This window comes from Amphritea pacifica (assembly GCF_016924145.1).
GTDB classification, from domain to species: Bacteria; Pseudomonadota; Gammaproteobacteria; order Pseudomonadales; family Balneatricaceae; genus Amphritea; species Amphritea pacifica.
This window is the reverse complement of record NZ_JAFFZO010000039.1, coordinates 26,028-45,188: the sequence shown is the minus strand read 5'-3', so window position 1 is coordinate 45,188 and position 19,161 is coordinate 26,028. Positions and strand designations below refer to the sequence as shown.

Genomic DNA, 19,161 nt, shown 5'->3' with positions numbered 1-19,161 from the left:
GCTGAAGAAGAAAACACGATCATGCATGTTGACGCTACAAAGAAGACCCGCGCGGGTTAAAAGTTACTTCAAATCGCAGCATATAAAATACGCGGCTTAGACGATGTATTTATCCGCCTGGTTAATAGCTTCCGTTTTACCTACCCATATACATCGGACAATATCAAAATAGTCAAAGCTCAATCCATATCCAACTTGCAGTCACTGACAACTCTTGCTATAAATATATGGAAATCACAATAACCAATTGTTTTAAATATACTTATTTTAGAAAGTCTCTTCAAATGTTTGAATTAGAACCCACAATCTCTTCAAACCTTTTTAAGGTTGAAAAAGTTGAATTTTAAACTGACTCGCAACTCCTTGTAATTCCTCAACCAGGGATCTCTTCCTGCTCTTGAATTAACACTGAATGGTTGGGTGAATCGCTGGAAGGGGTTTTTCTGATCTACCTTTCTAAAAAAACAGGCTTAATTAAGATCAGGATAGCAACATCCCTACGTGTACCAGCATGGGCGATATACCGATCACTAAGCCGACTACCACCATCAGAACAGTTGAAACGATACCGATAACTTCAACACCTTGCTCTTCATGTACCATGAGTCACTCTCCAGATATGTTTTTACGATACCTCTCTTAAAGCAGAAACAGGGCCAACTCAACATACTCAATATATTTCAATCAGTTAGAAAAAAACACAACCAAAACACCTATCACTCACCCCTCCTGTAGCGCCATCTATGTCCATCAATTTGCCATTATTGACAAGCTATATACTCAACAGCATCCTCCCTTATAAAAACGGACAGCGTTATTAAGCTGAAATACAGCCGCAGCAGATAAAAATGATGATGAATAAGCACTAAACCCTGCCAGGAAAAGGCCGATAGCATTGTAAGGGTCAGGGAAGCCATTATTTGAGTCGGGGATGACAGCAGCGCCAGCAGGTTTTAATGATCAGCTTTGAGGTGCACTATGCCTGAACACTACCTTCGTCATCCGGCAGAAATTCCTATCCTGCTGAGTACGGCACAGGAATCTCAGCCTCTTAATTTTTGTTACCCGCTAAACAGAGAGTTCAGTCCGGCGGGGCTGAGCTGTGTTTCCGACGCGTATATTTCACCGGGTTCCACAATCGAAATCAGCACCCCCCTTTCACACCCCAGCCTGTCAGCCACCGGCCATGTTATCTGGTGCCAGCAGGAACAACCGGGCTTTCTCCTGGGGATCGGTTTTGATGATCCGGATCAGGCTTTCAGTGTCAGGATGATTGAGCAGGTTTGTCAGATTGAAAGCTACCGTTTAAAGCAACACAGGAGGGGCCGCCAGCTCTCAAGCGAACAGGCAGCCGTTGAATGGATCAGGCTTCACGCGGCAGACTTTGCTGCCATCGGGCAGTTGCAATAACAAGGCTAAAACAACCTCAGATATGATGTTCCGCTATAAAATCATGCAGTGAATCGTAACTCCAGTCGCTGCCATCGGGATGCTTATGATCATGCTCATTAAGCTTCTCCATCATCTGTTTTACATTATCCCCTTTCTTTCGCAGCCCCTGTACAAAATGCACCGCCTCATCAATGCGCTGTTGCATCTGCGGGTCGACGCCACCATCCCGTTCACCTTTTTTACGGATGCTAACTTTAATTCCCGGTTTCATGCTATGTTTCTCCTTCTCACTCGATTTTTATATAACGTTACCCCAGCACTCAACAACTGAAAAGGGGCAGATTCAAATGCAGCCAAAAGAAAGGATTCTACACCGGTCATTTATCTTTATTCTGATCAGCATGATGCTGTTAAGCAGCGGTTGCCAGCTAAGATCCAGAATGCCACAGAATCAGCCTCCAACCGGTGCGGCACAACCATTAGAGGAGCCCATCGATGCCCATCCCCTGAGCGGGAAAATTCTCTCGATGGTGAGCGGTGGAGCAATCAGCCGTGAAGCCCTGTTCGCAAAACTGCGTCACAGCCGTTTTGTCCTGGTCGGTGAAAAGCATGACAATCCTGAGCACCACCAGCGCGAGCTTCAGCTGCTGCAGGCGCTTCAACAGGGCCCCCAGACCCGGCTGGTGCTGGAGATGCTGGACGAACAGCAGGGCAAAGCGATCAACGGACTCAACAGCGCAAGCAGCGAAACACAGATCCAAGAGCAACTTCACTGGAATGATCACAGCTGGCCCTGGCAGGATTATGGCCCACTGATCGGTGCTGCACTCAGTCATAACAACCAGCTCAGAGCAGGTAATCTGAGCAAGCCTTTTTTGATGCAGATCTACCGGAGCGGCGTGCCGGATCAGCCCCGTCTGACAACCGTCGGGGGTATTTCGCAAACGATACGCTCGACAATTCAGCAGCAGGTGTATGAAAGTCACTGCCGCACGATGCCGCTTGAGCAGATGGGGCCGATGACAGATATTCAGATAAGTCGGGATGCCAGTATGGCTTACGCATTAAGCGAACAGCTGGACAAGCAGATGCAGGCGATTCTGATCACTGGCGCGTTCCACGCCAGGAAAGACACCGGGGTACCGCAACATCTGCAAAAACTCACATCAGACCCGGTTATCACCATCCTGCTGACCGAGGTCGATAACACCATCAAAACAGTGCAGGAAGCGGTCAAGAATAACGCTGGAATGGCTGACTATATCTGGTTTACATCCAGATCTGAGGAGAAAGACTACTGCGCATCACTGCGGCAGCAGCCCCATAAGAAGGAGCCTTAAATAAGAAAGCCCCTAAGCAAAGATGCTTAGTCTTCGCGGCTGGTCACTTCCAGCAGATGATAACCAAACTGAGTGCGTACCGGCCCCTGTACCTCACCCACAGGGGCAGAAAACACCACTTTATCGAATTCTGCAACCATCTGGCCCGGCCCGAAGCTGCCCAGATCGCCACCCTGACCACCAGATGGACAGCTGGAATGTTTTTTAGCCAGGTCAGCAAAGTCAGCACCCGCCTCAATTTGTGATTTAAGATCAGCGCACTGAGTCTCAGTGCTTACCAGAATATGTCGGGCTGTCGCGCGTGCCATAAATAAAATCCTATAGTCAATTGATAGTCCGCACAGGATCGCTTTTTTTGCTATCCCCTGCAACCCCAGGGTGAAGGATTGACGTCATCAGTATTACTGATATGCTTGCCCAATGGAACTGGCTCGCATCAACCTCAATCTACTGATATCTCTGTACTATCTTCTGCAAAGCAGAAGTGTCACAGCGGCAGCGGCTGCGCAGCATATCAGCCAACCAGCGATGAGCCGTAATCTTCATCAGCTACGGGAAATATTCAGCGATCAGTTGATGGTTCGGGTTGGTAACAGCATGCACCTCACCCCCCGGGGTGAACAGCTATGGCTACAACTACCTGAAGCACTGAATCATCTTGAAAGCCTGCTGATTCCGAGTCAGTTTGAACCCGCCGGCTATACCGGTGAATTCAATATTGCCACCACCGATTTTATTACCCATGACCTGCTCCCCCCCCTGATGGCCGACCTGCAACAGGATGCCCCGGGTATCAGCCTTCACTTTCATCTCTGGCATCCGGGCATGATGGAAAGTCTGCGTCAGGGACGGCTGGATCTGGCGGCCTGTATTCTGGACTCTATCCCCGATGACATCTATGGAAAACAGCTGGGAAGCGGTGGTTATAGCTGCCTGTTAAACTGCCATCACCCTTTGGCAGATCAGCCCCTCACCCTGTCTGACTATATTCATTCAGACCATATCGGCATCAGCGCAGGAGGCGATAAGATCAGAGCCGTGGACGAAGCGCTGCAAACGCTGAATCAGCAACGTAACATGAAGCTGACTGTCCCCTTTATCCACTCGGCCATGGCGATCACCAGCAAAGCAAACTATATACTCACCCTGCCAACCCGTATCGCAGAACACCTGGGGCCGGAGTATGGACTTAAGATCAAACCATTGCCGCAACAACTAACCCTGCCCGCCAGCCAATACTACCTGATCTGGCATCAGCGCCTACAGGGTGATCCGGCCCATCGTTACCTGCGCGAACGGATGCTACATAGTTTAAGCGAATGATCACAAGCGCTTCACAAGGTCATAACTAAAACTGATAACTACTATTTGAATACAGTATTCGCCACCTCCCTCCTCAGCCACTAGAATTCGCGGCATTAACCGGGGAAGAATGTAATGACTGAATGGCTTATTTTTGCTGGCGTAATGCTGCTTGGGGCGATGCTTCCTGGAGCTAACACCGCCATTATTCTACGCAACACCTTGCAGGGATCACGGCGCACCGGGTTTATTACTGCTCTGGGGCTTGCCACGGCTCTGGCGATCCATGTCGTGCTATCCGTTATTGGCCTGGCTGCGCTGATTGAACGCACGCCAATCCTTTATGAAGCGATTCGCTGGCTTGGCAGTGCCTATCTGATCTATCTGGGAGTTGTCTATCTGGCGACCCGCTCCAGCGGGGAAAATGATGACCCGAAAAAAAGCAGCGGCAATCCATTCATTGCCGGGATGATGGTAAGCCTGTTTAATCCCAAAATTCTGATTATGTTCGTGGCAATTTTCAGCCACATTATGGCCGAGGTGAATAGCATAGGAATGCAGGTTCTCTATTGTGTTACCCCTGTACTTGTCGAGCTCAGCTGGCTTAGTATGATTATACTGATGCTGACCCGCCCAGCCCTTCAAGTCTGGCTAAAACAGGCGCGGGTAAAGATCGAACGGGTGATCGGCGGCGGGCTTGTGCTACTGGGCATTAAACTGGGGCTGGGCTAGCGGCATCAGCCCGCTTCAGTTCAGATCTGCCGTAGCGGAATATCAGAACGCTCCCGGGACGCCCTGGCCCGCTGCTTACGCTGAGAAAGTTCAATAGCACACTGATCATCGTTATTCAGAATCACAATGCACTCCATACACTGAATACACTCATTGTAATCGACCGAACCATCCCGGTTGATTGAATCAATACCGCAGCGGACTTTGCATAACTGACAGGGGTTACCGCACTCAGCCCGGCGGTGCAGCCAGTGAAACAGACTGAACTTTCCAAGTATGGCCAGTCCGGCCCCCAGCGGGCAGAGATAGCGACAGAAGAACTTATGGATAAACATCCCCACAACTAATAACAACAGGGCGTAGACAACAAACGGCCAGCTACGGACAAAGACCAGAGTTATAGCAGTCTTGAAAGGTTCCAGCTCAGCCAGACGTTCCGCCAGAGTCACTGACCAGAAGGCGCTGCCCACCAGAACCACCAGCAACAGATATTTCAGTTTCTGCAGGGTTTGATGTACTTTCGGCGGAATTTTCACCTGTTTCAGTTTTAAAAGACTGCCCACTTTCGCCGCAATCTCCTGCAACACGCCGAAGGGGCAGAGCCAGCCACAAAAGACGCCCCGCCCCCAGAGGAACAGGGTAATAAACACATAGGTCCAGAGAACAAACAGCACCGGGTCTAAGAGGAAGACCTCGATATCAAACCCTTTGACCAGTTGCAGTAACAGCGTATAGATATTCACGACCGATAGCTGCCCCTGAGCATAGATACCGATAAAACCCAGTGTAAACAGCATCACCCCCCAGCGAAGCCGGTACAACAGATTACTGTGTGCCGATAAACGGTGCTGCCAGATAAAGGCAGCGGTGACCACCAACAGGGTAATCAGCACCCCGGCAATCTGTACCCATCGATCCAGCCATAGCCGCTGCCACAGCGGCATAGGTTTAACCTCTTCAGTCACTTCGATTTTAAACAACTCCGCTGGCAGTTGATAACTGTCCTCAAACTGCGCCTGATCACGGATAAGATGATTGCGGGGCAGATCCAGATCCAGATTCAGGGTCATAGGCTGCGATGGATCAAAGCCAGACTGAGCCTTAATCCTGAACACCCGCAGTTCTTCAAAGGCAGGAGCGTCTTCGGGTAACTGCGGCCGGGTATTATCAAAGAAGTCCAGATCACGGATATCCACCGGCAAGCCGTTCTGAGACATGCCCAGCCGACTGGGTACTGTCCCCCGGCGAAACTCCGGTTCGAGAAAACCATACGCGCCTGCCGATGCCACCAGTATCGCATGCTCACCGGGACGCAATACCCTCATCAACCGCTGATATTCCTGTTCGCCGAGAATATTCTTCCCGGTCACCGGCGTATTAAGGTAGGCATAATAATAACGCCCGGGCAGATCAGACTCCGCCAGCGCCTGCTGCAACTCAGAGTCCTGGTAATCCTCCAGCGCCAGAGGAAAACCTTGTTGAAGCTGCGCCTGAGAGACCGGCCAATAACGCAGCAGTCCGTTGCTTTCCAATTGCTGCCAGTTATAGGGCTGAAAAATATCCTCGCGCACCGTCACTGTCGGCGGACGCTCAAACCCTTCAAGATAGGCCCGGGCCACCTGAAGCGCGGCAGACAACACTGTATCATTCATCACCAGCACAGAAACGGTCGCCTTAGTGATGCCGTCGATATAGACCGTTCCGGAGCCATCCGGATCCTGTCCGCTATGGCGGCTATCGACAATGACCCGTTTATCAACTGTTACCCCCTCGTATTGATGGATAAACTCCACCATCGGCTGTTCCCCCAGCCCATGGAGAAAGATCGGTTCATGATGATTCAGAACCTTCAGTTTAACCAGGGTTCCGGAGGCATCCAGACCGATCAGCAGATTGATCCGCTCGCCTGAGAAGCCGGGTAAATTCGTCAGATCGTTGGTTTCGAAGACATAGCCTAATAGCTGATCGAGCTGATACACAGGCACCACTGAAGGGTTTTCGAGGGGGTCACCAATGCGGGTCAGTTTGGGGAAAATGGAGCGGATCTCTGTTTCAGATACCTGTGCCAGTGCAGTACCGCTCAGCAGCATACATAAAACCAGCACAATTCTGAAAAAGGCAAAAGATGGCATATAGAAACTCCACGGATCAACTGTTAATAATCCCGATAGTTTCTTTATTCAGCCATAGTACTTTGCGCCTGATTTACCTAATACTTTAGCGTCAGACACCACGCTTCAGATCACTTGCAAAATTCGCTGTCTGATCCAGCGGCACATCGGGTCCCGGTGGTGCCGCTCATGCCAGTACAGATAAAAATTGATCGGAGCAGACCTCAGCTCATCCGGGACCGGCTTAAGAATAATATTGCGTCCCAACGCGATACGCTGAGCAACGATCTGGGGCAGATAAAACAGCAGATCTGAGGTTTCACAAAAGTCGGCTGCGGTCATAAAGTTGGACAGACGTAGCGCCAGATGCCGTTGACGACCCAGCTGTGCCAAACGTTGATCCACATGGCCCGGCCCCTGGCCGGTCATAGACACCAGACCATGACTGGCGGAAAGATAGTTATTCAGTGTCAGCTTTTCAGATGCCAGCGGATGATCCGCCGCCATCATACAGACAACACCTGACTGCGCGATTAGCAGACGGCGGTACTGCCCCTCCCCTGCCTGCGGCTCCATTCCGGTCAGCGAGAACTGCACCTCCCCCTTCTCCAACAATTCAAAATGGTTACGCGGCTCGGTGCGCACTTCCAGACGCATTTTGGGCGCCTGCGAGCGCAGCACTTTTATCAGTGGTGAGACAAAGCATGCCACTTCCAGATCAAGACCATAGACCCTGACCACATCCTCCGCTTCTGCGGGATTAAATTGCGGTTCCGCGATCAACTGCTCCATGCCACTGATAAGCTTCTGCAGCCGGGGCAGAATATCAGCCCCCCGGGCACTCAGATCATACCCCTGAGCGGTCCTCACCAGCAGCGGATCATCAAAGGTATCCCGCAGCCTTTGTAAGGCGCGGCTGACCGCAGGCTGACTCATATTCAGCAGCTCAGATGCACGGGTAACATGGCGGGTTTCCAGCAGTTGCTGCAACACCACCAGCAGATTGAGATCAACGGACCTAAGATTCACTTCACGCATAATAATCATCACAACAATGCATTAGATGAATTTATTATGAACCATTAGAGTAACCATGACTACGGGAAAACAGCCCGGCAACACAACTAAACGAGGTACTCTTCATGTCGGATCAGGTAAAAGTAGCAATCGCATATCACAGTGGTTACGGGCACACTGAAGTACTTGCCCAGGCGGTTGCCGCTGGGGTAGAAAATGCAGGCGCAGTCGCGATTACTGTGTCTGTGGCAGATCTGGATGCAGTCAACTGGGAAGGCCTGGCCGACGCCGATGCGATTATTTTTGGTTCACCAACCTATATGGGCTCAGTCAGCGGTCCGTTCAAAACCTTTATGGACGCCAGCTCAAAGATCTGGGCTGAACAGGGCTGGAAAGATAAACTGGCGGCGGGCTTTACCAATTCAGCCAGCCTGAGCGGCGATAAACTGAACACTCTGATTCAGCTGTCGATCTTTGCTGCACAGCATGGTATGAACTGGATTAACCTGGCAGTCGCCAACGGCAACAACAGCAGCCAGGGTAACCCACAAAGCCTCAACCGCATTGGCAGCTATCTGGGAGCGATGGCGCAGAGTAACGCCGATGAAGGTTCCGATGTTGCGCCGCCGCAATGCGACCGGGATACCGCTCAGGCACTGGGGGCCCGGGTTGCTGCTGCTGCCAAACGCTGGAAACAGTAACCACCCGATAAGATGACAGGCGGCCGATGCCGTCTGTCATCATGGATGACAACGATGGCAATACCTGTTACAGACAACCGTAAATCCTTTGGCCTGGGCTCAATTCTGCTGCACTGGGTCACTGCGCTGATGATTATCGGTATGTATCCGCTGGGGCTCTATATTGGCACCCTGACCTATTACGATGCAGACTACCACACCGTGCCTTACTGGCATAAAAGCATCGGCATGGTTCTGATAGGACTGATGCTGGTCAGAGCTCTGTGGCGCACCATAAATACTACACCTGCGCCACTGCCACAGCCCAAACCGATGCTATTCGCGACCAAAGCGGCACACCTGCTGCTATATCTGCTAACGGCCACTACACTGATATCCGGCTATATGATATCCACTGCTGACGGTCGGGGAATAGAAGTGTTCAACTGGTTTGAGATACCAGCACTGCCTGCTGTGACTGAAAACCAGGAGGATATAGCCGGTGAGATCCACTATTTAACTGCAACAACGCTTATCAGCCTGGCGGCAATACATGCCCTGGCTGCACTGAAACACCACTTTATTGATAAAGATAGAACCTTAACCCGCATGATAAACATGCGTCAGGAGACAAACCAATGAACTTGAAGACCGTTATTGCTGGTGCAATTCTGGCCGGAACCATTACATCGGCTCAGGCAGCTGATTATGTGATCGATGACAAAGGCGCCCACGCTTCTATCAACTTCAGCATTAAACACCTTGGCTACAGCTGGGTTGTTGGCCGTTTCAACGAATTCAACGGTTCATTCAGTTACGATGAAGCAAACCCCGCGGCCTCCACTGTTGCTGTCAATATCAAACCGGCCAGCGTTGACTCCAACCACGCAGAGCGTGACAAGCATCTGCGTAGCGATGACTTCCTGGCGGTCGATAAATTCCCTGAAGCTAAGTTTATCAGCACCGCCTTCACGCCTGCTGACGATGGAACCGCAGTACTCAGTGGTAATCTGACCCTGCGTGGCGTCACCAAGCCGATCGATATCTCGGTCGCAAAGATCGGTGAAGGTAAAGACCCATGGGGTGGATACCGTGCCGGCTTCCGTGGCACGACAGAGTTAAAGCTGAAAGACTATGGTATCAACTTCAACCTGGGCCCCGCTTCAGAAAGCGTCTACCTCGACCTGAATGTTGAAGGTATTCGCCAGTAAGCATTACCAGACTCTCGACTCAAGCGCGCAAAGCAGACTCCGCTTCGCGCGCTTTTTTATATACTCTGCGTCCTGACTGGCTGCGGTCGGCCATCACTGCCAATCGCAACAAAAGTAAAATTGGCCTCGGTTACTTTCTCAATTAATTCACTGTGATGACGCTGAACCCAGGTCTCCACATGAACCACCAGTGAAGTATTACCATAACGCACAATTTTGCAGAAACAGCTGACATCATCACCAATATAAACCGGCTTATGAAAGGTCATCGCATCAACGGCAACGGTTACAACCCGACGACGCACCTCCTGAGAGGCAAAGCTACCGCTGGCAAGGTCCATCTGCGCCATAATCCAGCCGCCGAAAATATCTCCGTCCGGGTTAGCATCTCCCGGCATCGCAATGGTCCTGAGTGAAGGGCGTCCTTCCGGCATTTTTGACATACTGACTCCAAAGTGACTCAGGCAAGCCAGACGACCTGCCATCATTAAATAATGTGATTTGATCTGCATGAGCGGATGACGTCAGCGATCCACTCCTCTGCTCCACTCAGGCCTGTGCAAGCTTTTCGGACAGCCGGGACAGCAACCCTTCCGGATGATTATCCACCAGCAGGAAATCCCGGTACTCATCCCGGATAAACGCTTCATCCGCAGCGTGGGCAATAAAGGCCAGCAGATGATCGAAATAGTTCTCAATATTCAACAGGCCAAACGGCTTATGATGGATACCAATCTGGCGCCAGGCCCAGACCTCAAACAGCTCTTCCAGTGTGCCGGTGCCGCCCGGCAGCGCAATGAACGCATCCGCCAGCTCCATCATCACCGCTTTGCGCTGATGCATATCCTCAACCACATGAAGCTCACTCAGACCGACATGAACCTGCTCCCGATCCACCAGCACCTGAGGCATCACCCCACAGACACGGCCCCCCGCTTCAAGCACACCGTCGGCAACACTGCCCATCAGCCCGATGCTTGAACCACCATACACCAACTCAATATTTTGCCGGGCCATCAGACTGCCCAGTTTTCGCGCTTCACTTTGATAGGGCCCCTCTGCAGGTCCAGACGAGGCGCCACAATACACAGCAATTTTCATGTCGGTCATTCGCACAGGTTTCTATTGTAGATACCACTATTCAACAACAGTGCGCGATGAGATTAAAGAAGAAAAAAGCAGAAGAGAAAATAACCACCGATGAAGGAACACCGGTGGTAAGGCAGATCAGGCTGTAACCGTCACATTATCCGCCTGCAAACCTTTCTGGCCCTGGGTAACTTCAAAGGTTACCTGCTGACCTTCCACCAGCGAGCGCCTGCCTGTACCATTGATTGCGCGATAATGCACAAATACATCGGCACCACTCTCCCGTTCTATAAAGCCATAACCCTTCTCATCGTTAAACCATTTAACGATGCCGGATAGAAGTTGATCAGACATAGTATCCCCGTATCTTTTATTATGTAATTTTCAGCGGCGCTGGTGACAACAGCGCAATTGATTTCAGCCTTCGGGTCTAAACAGAGCCAGAATACGTTCATGCCCCTGGGACTGACAGCGGAGACGGTCAGAACGACACTACACCGTGATTCAGACTCTATTGCCGAAGCGCTAAACTCCTTTTACTGAGTAATTTTTATTTTTTCAAGAAGATACCCTTATTTTTTATAATGGATTAGCCCCAGATCAACATAACCACCGGATTTATTAAACTTTAGTATAATGCCAATCTAATCAGCAGTTGATCTGGAGCTAAAACCCGATGTCCGATATAGTTCACATCCTGAATGCGACAGAGACAGGGTAAACATCATGGCAGGATCTCTACAGGATCAGCTTCTTAAAGCAGGGCTGGCAAATAAGCAGCAGGCTAATAAAGCCAAAGCCGAGAAGCGCAAAAAGAGTAAGCAGGCAAAAGCCGTTAAAAAAGGTGAAATATTTAAGGATCAGGAGCAACTGGAGCGGGAACAGGCAATAGCGGCAGCAAAAAATGAAAAGCTGAAACGTGACCGGGAGTTAAATCGCCAGCGGGAGGATGAACTCACCCGGCGCTCGATTGACGCATCCTGCCTGCAGATGATGCAACAGAACCATGTGCACCTACCCGAAGATGGCGATATTGAGTACAACTTCGTTGATGGCACCACCATCAAGAAGCTCTATGTCACCAAGACACTGCAGGAACAGCTGGCTAAAGGCAATCTGGCCATTGCCTCAGGTAAAAGTGGTTATACACTGATCCCGGCCGGTGTTGCTGAAAAGATTAGCGAGCGCCGACCTGAGCTGATTATCAGCCGTCAGAAAGTGGAAGAGATCGATCCGGATGACCCCTATGCTGACTTCCAGATCCCCGATGATCTTATGTGGTAATGATGCCAGCTCTATTTTTGCCCCCTCAGACACCACTGAAGAGGAGTAAGCACCAGACCTCTTCTGCACTGTCTGGCCGCGCAAGAACGGGGGCTGGCCCGCCTGCCTGGCCCCGTAAAATCAATACCTCTCATCCCTGACAGATAACCCTATAACCTGTCTTCCTTTCGGAACAGTCCCAAAGACCCGTAAATCTACTCGGGTGACCAAACCAACCCAGGCTGTCATCACAACGATAAACGGTAATTATCAGCATTAACTTTGATGTAAAAAAAACCAGATAAACTAGCCGGGAGCCATAATGCAAGAATTACAGGCCCGACCAAAAAGCCAATAAGCCTATAAATAACAACAAGTTAAATACATAAAACGATTTAAAAATAACGCTTTTACTATTTTGGCAAATGTCTTAGAATAAAATCAGCTTGAAAGTAAGGCCCGATTTTTATGCATCAAAGAGTCCATCAGATCAACCTGTGTGTCCCTTAGTCATAAATGTAGTTCCTGCATTCTTAGCTTAACCCGTGTATCTGATTCGATTCAGAACGCAATTATTTAAAAAAAACTATTGTAGGGAATACAATTATGTCTACATCTACTGGTACCGTTAAATGGTTCAATGCCGATAAAGGCTATGGTTTTATCGAACAGGATAACGGTCCTGACGTATTCGTTCACTTCCGCGCTATCAACTCCGATGGTTTTAAGACTCTGAACGAAGGACAGCAAGTTTCTTTCGAAGTAACTCAGGGCCAGAAAGGTCCTCAGGCTGAGAACGTTACTATCCTGTAATGCTTTGACTGCCCGGCTGTAACCTCCGGGTTACAGCCTTATCCACCCCGCCGCCATACCAACAGCTGATTATTAGCTGGCATACCGATATCACACTCCAGGGTCAAGTTAGCAGCGTGCGCCAACGAATTAACCTGTTCGAAATCCCGGACCCCGCTATCAGGATTACGCGCTTTCAGCCAGAGATCAAACTCAGCGTTACTCTCGCAGGTAAAGGCATTATTGTAACGAAACGGACCATAGAGAATAACCCGGCCGGCAGGTTTCAGAATCGCTTCTGCACGAGCAAACAGTGACACAACTTCAGTCCAGCTAATAATATGCAGAGTGTTAGCACTGAATATCAGATCAACCTCCGGCAAGCCGTTATCCCAGTTCTGATGGCGCAGATCCAGCACCACCGGTTCGTCGATATTGGCACAACCGTGGACATCAAGGTTCGTCTGTAATAGCGGCAACTGCGGCGCAATCTCTGAGGGCAGCCAACGGAGGCCAGTAAGCTGCTCAGTGAAATAAACAGCATGCTGGCCGTTCCCACTACCAATCTCCAAAACAGACTCATCACCGCTCAGAAGTGCCGCCAATTGTTGCAAAATAGGTTGGCAATTACGCGCCGCAGATGGCGAGAAAGCGATAAAATCACGCGCCTCAGTCAAACCGGTCTGCCTGTTTCTGCAGCATCTCAAACAGATCTGCCGCCAAAGACTCCGTAGACGTCTGCAACTGATCATTGTGCAACCGGCCATCCTCTCTGAACGCCTGCCCAGCCAGCCCTAAGGTGACCTGTTCAGGAAGCGTCATTATTCCCAGGTTCTGCAAATAGATACGCAGTATAGTTAACCCCCGGGTGCCTCCCCCCGCACCGGGAGAAGCCGATAGCAAGGCCGCTATTTTATGCTGGAAAGCAAACATGGGGGGCTCATGTTCAGCCTGTTTACGCGAGAGCCAGTCAAAGGTATTTTTCAGCAATGGCGTTGGAAACCCATTGTACTCTGGCGATGCAATCAGCAATCCCTGATGCTCTACCATCAGCCGTTTCAATTGAACAGCCGCCTCGGGAATACCTTCTTTGAATTCCAGATCCTGATTGTAGAGGGGCATCGGATATTCGCTAAGATCCACAACCGTTACTTCAGCGCCAGCCTGCCGGGCACCAGCCACAGCAATGTCAAGCAATCTGCGGTTGAAGGATTCCGCCCGGGTACTTCCTGATAACGCCAGTATCTTCATGCTAAATCCTCTAGCTTAAGTCGATTCAATAGATTTTAATCAACTATACTCAGGCCTAAAGGCCAGGTAAATACACAGGGATGACTCAAACTTAATAGTCCACCTCATGACAAAATAAACGACCATTCAACTGATGAATTTAACTCACTATTTATCTGAAAATTGATCAGTTAACACACCTCAGACGAAAGTCTAAAATACGCGCATATTCCGAAGGGGGCTCCCCTTCTGTTTTCTGAATTTCGTTCTGACAGATCAACGCTGATCAACTGAATATATTCTCTGAACTGAATTCAACGTATGGTGAGTAAAATGGCAATTCCTGAAACCCACAACAGTATCTACAAGCAGGCAGCAAGCATGCGCTCTCAGGTACAGGCAGAGCTTATTCTGAAAGCCTTTGCTTTCGTTAAACACCGTGTTAAATCAACTGCCCCAGCTTTTGGGCCATTGTCCAGCCATACAGACTACAAAATGTCGATGAAGGCGCTGGATGGTGATACAGCTGCAGTCTGAAACGATTCTCTCTGAAGAGCATATGACTGGCACAAGACAGGCCGGTCTTTTTATATCGCTCTTATTTTAACAGGCCTCTGGCCTGTTTTTTTTTACCTAAACAGTGCCCCCTACCAGCATCCTTGCTGTATACGCGTCAATCAATCCCCCCTGCTTTACAGTTTATCTTTAGTTAAATTTTAAAGACTGATCTGTCGCCCGGGTCTGTTTTAAGCCCAGACAGATTTCAGTCCAAACAACCCTCGCTATTTTCTTAAAAAAGTCCTGTATATTTTTCAGCCTCAGTTATAAACTGCAACTCTGCCCCACACAATCAAAAATGACCAATAAAACTTATTAAAAATCAAATATTTAACAGTAATGACTCAAATAACATACACAATAACTATCTGATTTATATAAAAAATGATCATAAGCCAGATTTTGCGTATCGAAACAGCAACACTTTTTTTCAGGTAAAGATTTAATAGCGATAAAAAAACACACAAAACAAAAGCAACCCATTGATATCCTTAATTTTATAAAAAACAGGCATCAATATTGTATATATAGGGGTATTACTTCGGCTGATACCACCCGAAAGTTGAGCACCCCCCCCCATTGAGCCTGATGATTAAGGTGTTTCAGCTGGAGCAATAAGAATTACGAAAAAACCGCCTTATGGCGGTTTTTTTGTATCGACAGGGGGGTCAGGCAACCCTCAGGCGTTGCAGACCTCCGCTATTTTCTGGCTAAAGCTGCTAAATGGTGTCGATGCCAGTTGCTCATCCTTGGCTTCATCATCCCAGCGTCGCAAACGTATCGCCTGCTCATAAAAAGGTTCTGCACGAAAAGCGGTAATCTCATCTTCCGTCATAAAGCCGCCCTGATGCTCCAGAGAGTAGCGAGAGGCCTCTGAAAGACTATCGATATAACCCGCTTCGGTGGTACAGAGATAGCGTTTTGCGCTGACATGCAGGCGCACAGGCTCAGTCACACCAGGAGGGAAGTATTGGCTAAGATATTCAGCGCCAGCCTGATCATGACAGAAGTCCCCATGACCAGGGTTCACCCCGGCAAACAGGTGCCCTATATCATGTAGCAAAGCCGCGACAACCATATCTGCCCGTTCACCATCTTCCACCGCCAAACGTGCACACTGCACTGCATGCTCAATCTGACTGACCCCTTCACCATAGTGGTTATGGCCCATCTCGTTGTAGATCTGTTCAATGTTACTAAGGATATCAGTCATCTTAGCCTCCATAGGTTATAGCACCAAAATGCCTGAAAGATATGAAGCTGATGTTACGGTGTTGTTTTGGATAATCGTCGTAACACAAAAAAGGCGGATCAGTTTCCTGATCCGCCTGGGCACCTGTTCATAAGGCGACTATTGAAAACACCGATTTATCATTCAGTTACATCGGGTCGTCCATATAGGTTTCGATAGCAGGACAGGAGCAGATAAAGTTCCTGTCGCCGTACACATTGTCTATCCGGTTTGAGGTCGGCCAGAACTTGTTTTCCCGGGTCGCGCGACTCGGAAACACCGCTTCCTCCCGGGTATAGGGACGATTCCACTCCTCAGCCATGATATCGGCCTGTGTATGTGGAGCCCGGCACAACGGGTTGTTATCCGCGGGCCAGTGTCCGCTGCGCACCTTCTCGACCTCCCCTTTAATCTGCACCATCGCATCGATAAATCGATCGATCTCCACTTTGGATTCAGATTCAGTCGGTTCGATCATCAGTGTACCGGCGACCGGGAACGACATGGTCGGCGCATGAAAACCGTAATCCATCAGACGCTTGGCGATATCTTCCTCGGTAACCCCGGAGGCCTCCTTCAGCGGGCGAATATCGATGATGCACTCGTGGGCCACTTTGTTGTCGCGACCCCGATAAAGGACCGGATAGTGCCCGGACAGTTTCTCAGCCATATAGTTAGCATTCAGAATCGCCATCTGCGTGGAACGCTTCAGGCCTGACTTACCCAGCATCAGATTATACATCCAGGTGATCGGCAGAATGGATGCTGAACCATAAGGGGTTGCAGCCACCGCGCCGTTGTCAGGGTTCAGGCCGGTGACCGGAGAGACCTTATGGCTCGCCAGAAACGGTGCCAGATGACTCTTGACACCGATCGGTCCCATACCCGGACCTCCTCCACCGTGAGGGATAGCAAAAGTTTTATGCAGGTTCAGGTGCGACACATCAGAACCGATAAGGCCCGGTTTAGAGATCCCCACCTGAGCGTTCATGTTGGCGCCGTCCATATACACCTGGCCACCATTCTTGTGAATGATGTTACAGATCTCGACGATATCCTCCTCATACACACCGTGAGTGGAGGGATAGGTGATCATCAGACAGGAGAGATTATCCTTATGCAGTTCCGCCTGAGCCCGCAGATCCGCAACATCCACGTTGCCCTTCTCATCGCAGCGGGTGACGATAATCTTCATATCCATCATCGCCGCCGAGGCCGGGTTGGTACCGTGTGCCGAAGACGGTATCAGACAGACATTACGATGCCCCTCCCCAATGGATGCCTGATACTTGCGAATCGCCAGCAAACCGGCATATTCCCCGGACGCACCTGAGTTAGGCTGCAGCGACACCTTATCGTAACCGGTAATCTCCACCAGTTGCTCTTCAAGAAGCGTGAGCATCTGGTGATACCCTTTAACCTGCTCTGGCGGAGCAAAGGGATGAATGTTAGAGAACTCAGGCCAGGTAACGGGAATCATCTCCGCAGTAGCGTTCAGCTTCATGGTGCAGGACCCCAGCGGGATCATGCCATGTACCAGAGAGTAATCTTTATTTTCCAGCCGCTTCATGTAGCGCAGCATATCGGTTTCGCTGTGATAGCTGTTGAATGTCGGATGGCTCAGAATCGCATCGCTGCGACGCATCTCCGGCGCGATGCCCGTTGCCACACCGGCGACGATTGCCGCATCCAGCTCAGCCACTGACAGACCGTGCCCTTCACCCAGCACACAATCAAACAGATCAGCAATATCCTCTGGCCGGGTGGTTTCATCCAGCGATATACCCAGCTTATCCGCAGCGGTCTGACGCAGGTTACAACCGGCATCGAGGGCCCGCTGATAGACCTGTGCTGCGGTTTCTGGCAACGTCAGTGTCAGAGTATCAAAGTAACTGTCATTCACCGTCACGCCTTTAGACTTCAGACCATTGGCCAGAATCGAGGTCAGACGATGCACCCGCTCAGCAATGGTTTTGAGGCCGTCCGGACCGTGATAGACACAGTAGAACGACGCCATATTCGCCAGTAACGCCTGCGCCGTACAGATATTGGAGGTTGCCTTCTCTCGACGGATATGCTGCTCCCGGGTCTGCATCGCCATCCGCAATGCCTGGTTCCCATTGGCATCAATGGAGACACCGATAATACGGCCAGGTACCGAACGTTTGAGCTTTTCACTGGCTGCAAAAAACGCGGCGTGCGGACCACCAAAGCCCATCGGCACACCGAAACGCTGGGATGAGCCTAACACCACATCAGCGCCCAGCTCTCCCGGGGATTTCAACAACACCAGTGCTAATGGATCCGCTGCGACAGACACCATCGCCTGTTGCGCCCGGGCTTTTTCAATCAGGGTTTTGATATCCAAAATATCACCGTAGGTGCCTGGATATTGCAGCTGAACGCCAAAGACATCGCAGTTATCCAGATCCCTCAGCGGATTACCCACAACTATTTCAAAACCGAAATACTCTGCCCGGGTTCTGATCACATCGATAATCTGGGGATGCACGTCATCGGCAACAAAAAAAGTGTCGCTCTTTTTACGATTTGAACGTTTACACAGCGTCATCGCTTCAGCAGCCGCGGTTGCCTCATCCAGAAGTGACGCATTCGCCAGATCCATACCCGTGAGATCCATCACCATCTGCTGGTAATTAAGCAATGCTTCAAGACGCCCTTGTGAGATCTCTGGCTGGTAGGGTGTATAGGCGGTATACCAGCCAGGATTCTCCATCACATTGCGCAGAATCACGTTGGGTACCAGGGTATTGTGATAGCCCATACCGATGTAAGATCTGTTCACCTGGTTCTGATCAGCCAGACGGCGCAACTGTGCCAGCGCATCGGCTTCAGACACGGCATCCGCCATATCCAGCGCATCATCCAGCCGGATTGAGTCCGGCACTGTCTGTATCATCAGTTCCTCTATAGAACTGATGCCCAGCTCAGCCAGCATCGCTGCTGTCTGATCGGTGTCCGGGCCGATATGACGACGGGTAAAGTCGGTGGTCTGCTGAAGCGTACTTAGCGGAACAGGAGAAGATATCTCGGTAGCCATTACAATAACCTGTTTAAACTGATCGGCAGCAGTGCTGCAGATCTCAAAATAAAGGGTGCGGGAAGGCCTTAACAACCTCCCGCGTTTGCGAAAGACCCGATCGGGGGACAGTGATAGCCTGTCGTCCAATACGGCAACAGTTATCAGCATAG

At 50.2% G+C, this 19,161-nt stretch carries 22 protein-coding genes; 10 read left to right on the top strand and 12 right to left on the bottom strand.

Going from position 1 to position 19,161, the window contains the following annotated elements; translation table 11 throughout:
- Positions 1-480 precede the first annotated feature (480 nt).
- Positions 481-603, bottom strand: a complete 123-nt coding sequence (locus tag JW499_RS22690; protein WP_269814591.1) for a hypothetical protein — start codon at positions 601-603, stop codon at positions 481-483.
- A 375-nt stretch (positions 604-978) separates the two neighbouring features.
- On the opposite strand from JW499_RS22690, the gene JW499_RS18815 reads away from it, so the two are divergent.
- Positions 979-1,410: a PilZ domain-containing protein gene (locus JW499_RS18815; protein WP_205212029.1), complete on the top strand. Its 432-nt coding sequence runs from the start codon at positions 979-981 to the stop codon at positions 1,408-1,410.
- 16 nt (positions 1,411-1,426) lie between these two features.
- Here JW499_RS18815 and JW499_RS18810 read toward each other — a convergent pair whose 3' ends face one another.
- Entirely contained in the window at positions 1,427-1,663 is a 237-nt protein-coding gene (locus JW499_RS18810) for a hypothetical protein (RefSeq protein ID WP_091353882.1), read from the bottom strand.
- A 76-nt stretch (positions 1,664-1,739) separates the two neighbouring features.
- Here JW499_RS18810 and JW499_RS18805 point away from each other — a divergent pair, with 76 nt between their 5' ends.
- A complete protein-coding gene (locus JW499_RS18805) occupies positions 1,740-2,732 on the top strand; it encodes a ChaN family lipoprotein (protein WP_205212028.1) in 993 nt (330 codons plus the stop codon).
- 26 nt (positions 2,733-2,758) lie between these two features.
- Here JW499_RS18805 and JW499_RS18800 read toward each other — a convergent pair whose 3' ends face one another.
- Positions 2,759-3,040: a peptidylprolyl isomerase gene (locus JW499_RS18800; RefSeq protein ID WP_205212027.1), complete on the bottom strand. Its 282-nt coding sequence runs from the start codon at positions 3,038-3,040 to the stop codon at positions 2,759-2,761.
- Positions 3,041-3,152: 112 nt separating this feature from the next.
- Between JW499_RS18800 and JW499_RS18795 the strand changes: the two genes are divergently transcribed.
- Positions 3,153-4,055: a LysR family transcriptional regulator gene (locus JW499_RS18795; RefSeq protein ID WP_205212026.1), complete on the top strand. Its 903-nt coding sequence runs from the start codon at positions 3,153-3,155 to the stop codon at positions 4,053-4,055.
- Positions 4,056-4,169: 114 nt separating this feature from the next.
- Positions 4,170-4,766 carry a LysE family translocator gene (locus tag JW499_RS18790; RefSeq protein WP_205212025.1) on the top strand — a complete coding sequence of 199 codons (597 nt, stop codon included), beginning with the start codon at positions 4,170-4,172 and terminating at the stop codon, positions 4,764-4,766.
- A 20-nt stretch (positions 4,767-4,786) separates the two neighbouring features.
- Here the strand turns inward: JW499_RS18790 and JW499_RS18785 are convergent, their stop codons facing one another.
- Both JW499_RS18785 and JW499_RS18780 read right to left on the bottom strand, forming a co-directional pair.
- Positions 4,787-6,898, bottom strand: a complete 2,112-nt coding sequence (locus JW499_RS18785; RefSeq protein ID WP_205212024.1) for a 4Fe-4S binding protein — start codon at positions 6,896-6,898, stop codon at positions 4,787-4,789.
- 105 nt (positions 6,899-7,003) lie between these two features.
- Positions 7,004-7,915, bottom strand: coding sequence for a LysR family transcriptional regulator (locus JW499_RS18780; protein ID WP_205212023.1), 912 nt, complete (start codon positions 7,913-7,915; stop codon positions 7,004-7,006).
- A 104-nt stretch (positions 7,916-8,019) separates the two neighbouring features.
- On the opposite strand from JW499_RS18780, the gene JW499_RS18775 reads away from it, so the two are divergent.
- Genes JW499_RS18775 through JW499_RS18765 form a run of 3 tightly spaced genes read left to right on the top strand, consistent with a single transcriptional unit; the run spans position 8,020 to position 9,785 of the window.
- The gene (locus tag JW499_RS18775; protein WP_091352887.1) at positions 8,020-8,595 is read left to right on the top strand and encodes a flavodoxin family protein; all 576 of its coding nucleotides are present in this window, start codon (positions 8,020-8,022) and stop codon (positions 8,593-8,595) included.
- Positions 8,596-8,649: 54 nt separating this feature from the next.
- Positions 8,650-9,216 (top strand): cytochrome b, encoded by a 567-nt coding sequence (locus tag JW499_RS18770; RefSeq protein WP_205212022.1) that lies wholly within the window; start codon positions 8,650-8,652, stop codon positions 9,214-9,216.
- Positions 9,213-9,785, top strand: coding sequence for a YceI family protein (locus tag JW499_RS18765; RefSeq protein ID WP_205212021.1), 573 nt, complete (start codon positions 9,213-9,215; stop codon positions 9,783-9,785). The genes JW499_RS18770 and JW499_RS18765 overlap by 4 nt, the downstream gene beginning before the upstream one ends.
- Positions 9,786-9,841: 56 nt before the next feature.
- Here JW499_RS18765 and JW499_RS18760 read toward each other — a convergent pair whose 3' ends face one another.
- The 3 genes from JW499_RS18760 to JW499_RS18750 all read right to left on the bottom strand — a co-directional run bounded on the left by JW499_RS18760 (position 9,842) and on the right by JW499_RS18750 (position 11,228).
- On the bottom strand, positions 9,842-10,228 hold the full coding sequence (locus JW499_RS18760) for an acyl-CoA thioesterase (RefSeq protein WP_205212020.1): 387 nt from the start codon (positions 10,226-10,228) through the stop codon (positions 9,842-9,844).
- A 106-nt stretch (positions 10,229-10,334) separates the two neighbouring features.
- On the bottom strand, positions 10,335-10,895 hold the full coding sequence (locus JW499_RS18755; protein ID WP_332874012.1) for an LOG family protein: 561 nt from the start codon (positions 10,893-10,895) through the stop codon (positions 10,335-10,337).
- 117 nt (positions 10,896-11,012) lie between these two features.
- A complete protein-coding gene (locus JW499_RS18750; RefSeq protein WP_091352881.1) occupies positions 11,013-11,228 on the bottom strand; it encodes a cold-shock protein in 216 nt (71 codons plus the stop codon).
- A gap of 372 nt (positions 11,229-11,600) precedes the next feature.
- Between JW499_RS18750 and JW499_RS18745 the strand changes: the two genes are divergently transcribed.
- Both JW499_RS18745 and cspE read left to right on the top strand, forming a co-directional pair.
- Positions 11,601-12,158 (top strand): DUF2058 domain-containing protein, encoded by a 558-nt coding sequence (locus JW499_RS18745; protein WP_205212019.1) that lies wholly within the window; start codon positions 11,601-11,603, stop codon positions 12,156-12,158.
- Between the two features lie 585 nt (positions 12,159-12,743).
- Positions 12,744-12,950 (top strand): transcription antiterminator/RNA stability regulator CspE, encoded by a 207-nt coding sequence (gene cspE / locus JW499_RS18740; RefSeq protein ID WP_091352876.1) that lies wholly within the window; start codon positions 12,744-12,746, stop codon positions 12,948-12,950.
- A gap of 38 nt (positions 12,951-12,988) precedes the next feature.
- Here cspE and JW499_RS18735 read toward each other — a convergent pair whose 3' ends face one another.
- Together JW499_RS18735 and JW499_RS18730 are read right to left on the bottom strand one after the other, a co-directional pair.
- Positions 12,989-13,606 (bottom strand): DUF938 domain-containing protein, encoded by a 618-nt coding sequence (locus tag JW499_RS18735; RefSeq protein WP_205212018.1) that lies wholly within the window; start codon positions 13,604-13,606, stop codon positions 12,989-12,991.
- Positions 13,599-14,180 (bottom strand): NADPH-dependent FMN reductase, encoded by a 582-nt coding sequence (locus tag JW499_RS18730; protein WP_205212017.1) that lies wholly within the window; start codon positions 14,178-14,180, stop codon positions 13,599-13,601. Before JW499_RS18730 ends, JW499_RS18735 begins: the two co-directional genes overlap by 8 nt.
- 312 nt (positions 14,181-14,492) lie before the next feature.
- Between JW499_RS18730 and JW499_RS18725 the strand changes: the two genes are divergently transcribed.
- Positions 14,493-14,696, top strand: coding sequence for a hypothetical protein (locus JW499_RS18725; protein WP_205212016.1), 204 nt, complete (start codon positions 14,493-14,495; stop codon positions 14,694-14,696).
- Positions 14,697-15,396: 700 nt separating this feature from the next.
- On the opposite strand, the gene JW499_RS18720 is transcribed toward JW499_RS18725, so the two are convergent.
- Positions 15,397-15,930 carry an HD domain-containing protein gene (locus JW499_RS18720; RefSeq protein WP_205212015.1) on the bottom strand — a complete coding sequence of 178 codons (534 nt, stop codon included), beginning with the start codon at positions 15,928-15,930 and terminating at the stop codon, positions 15,397-15,399.
- Between the two features lie 166 nt (positions 15,931-16,096).
- Entirely contained in the window at positions 16,097-19,009 is a 2,913-nt protein-coding gene (gene gcvP / locus JW499_RS18715; protein WP_205212014.1) for an aminomethyl-transferring glycine dehydrogenase, read from the bottom strand.
- Between the last annotated feature and the right edge of the window lie 152 nt (positions 19,010-19,161).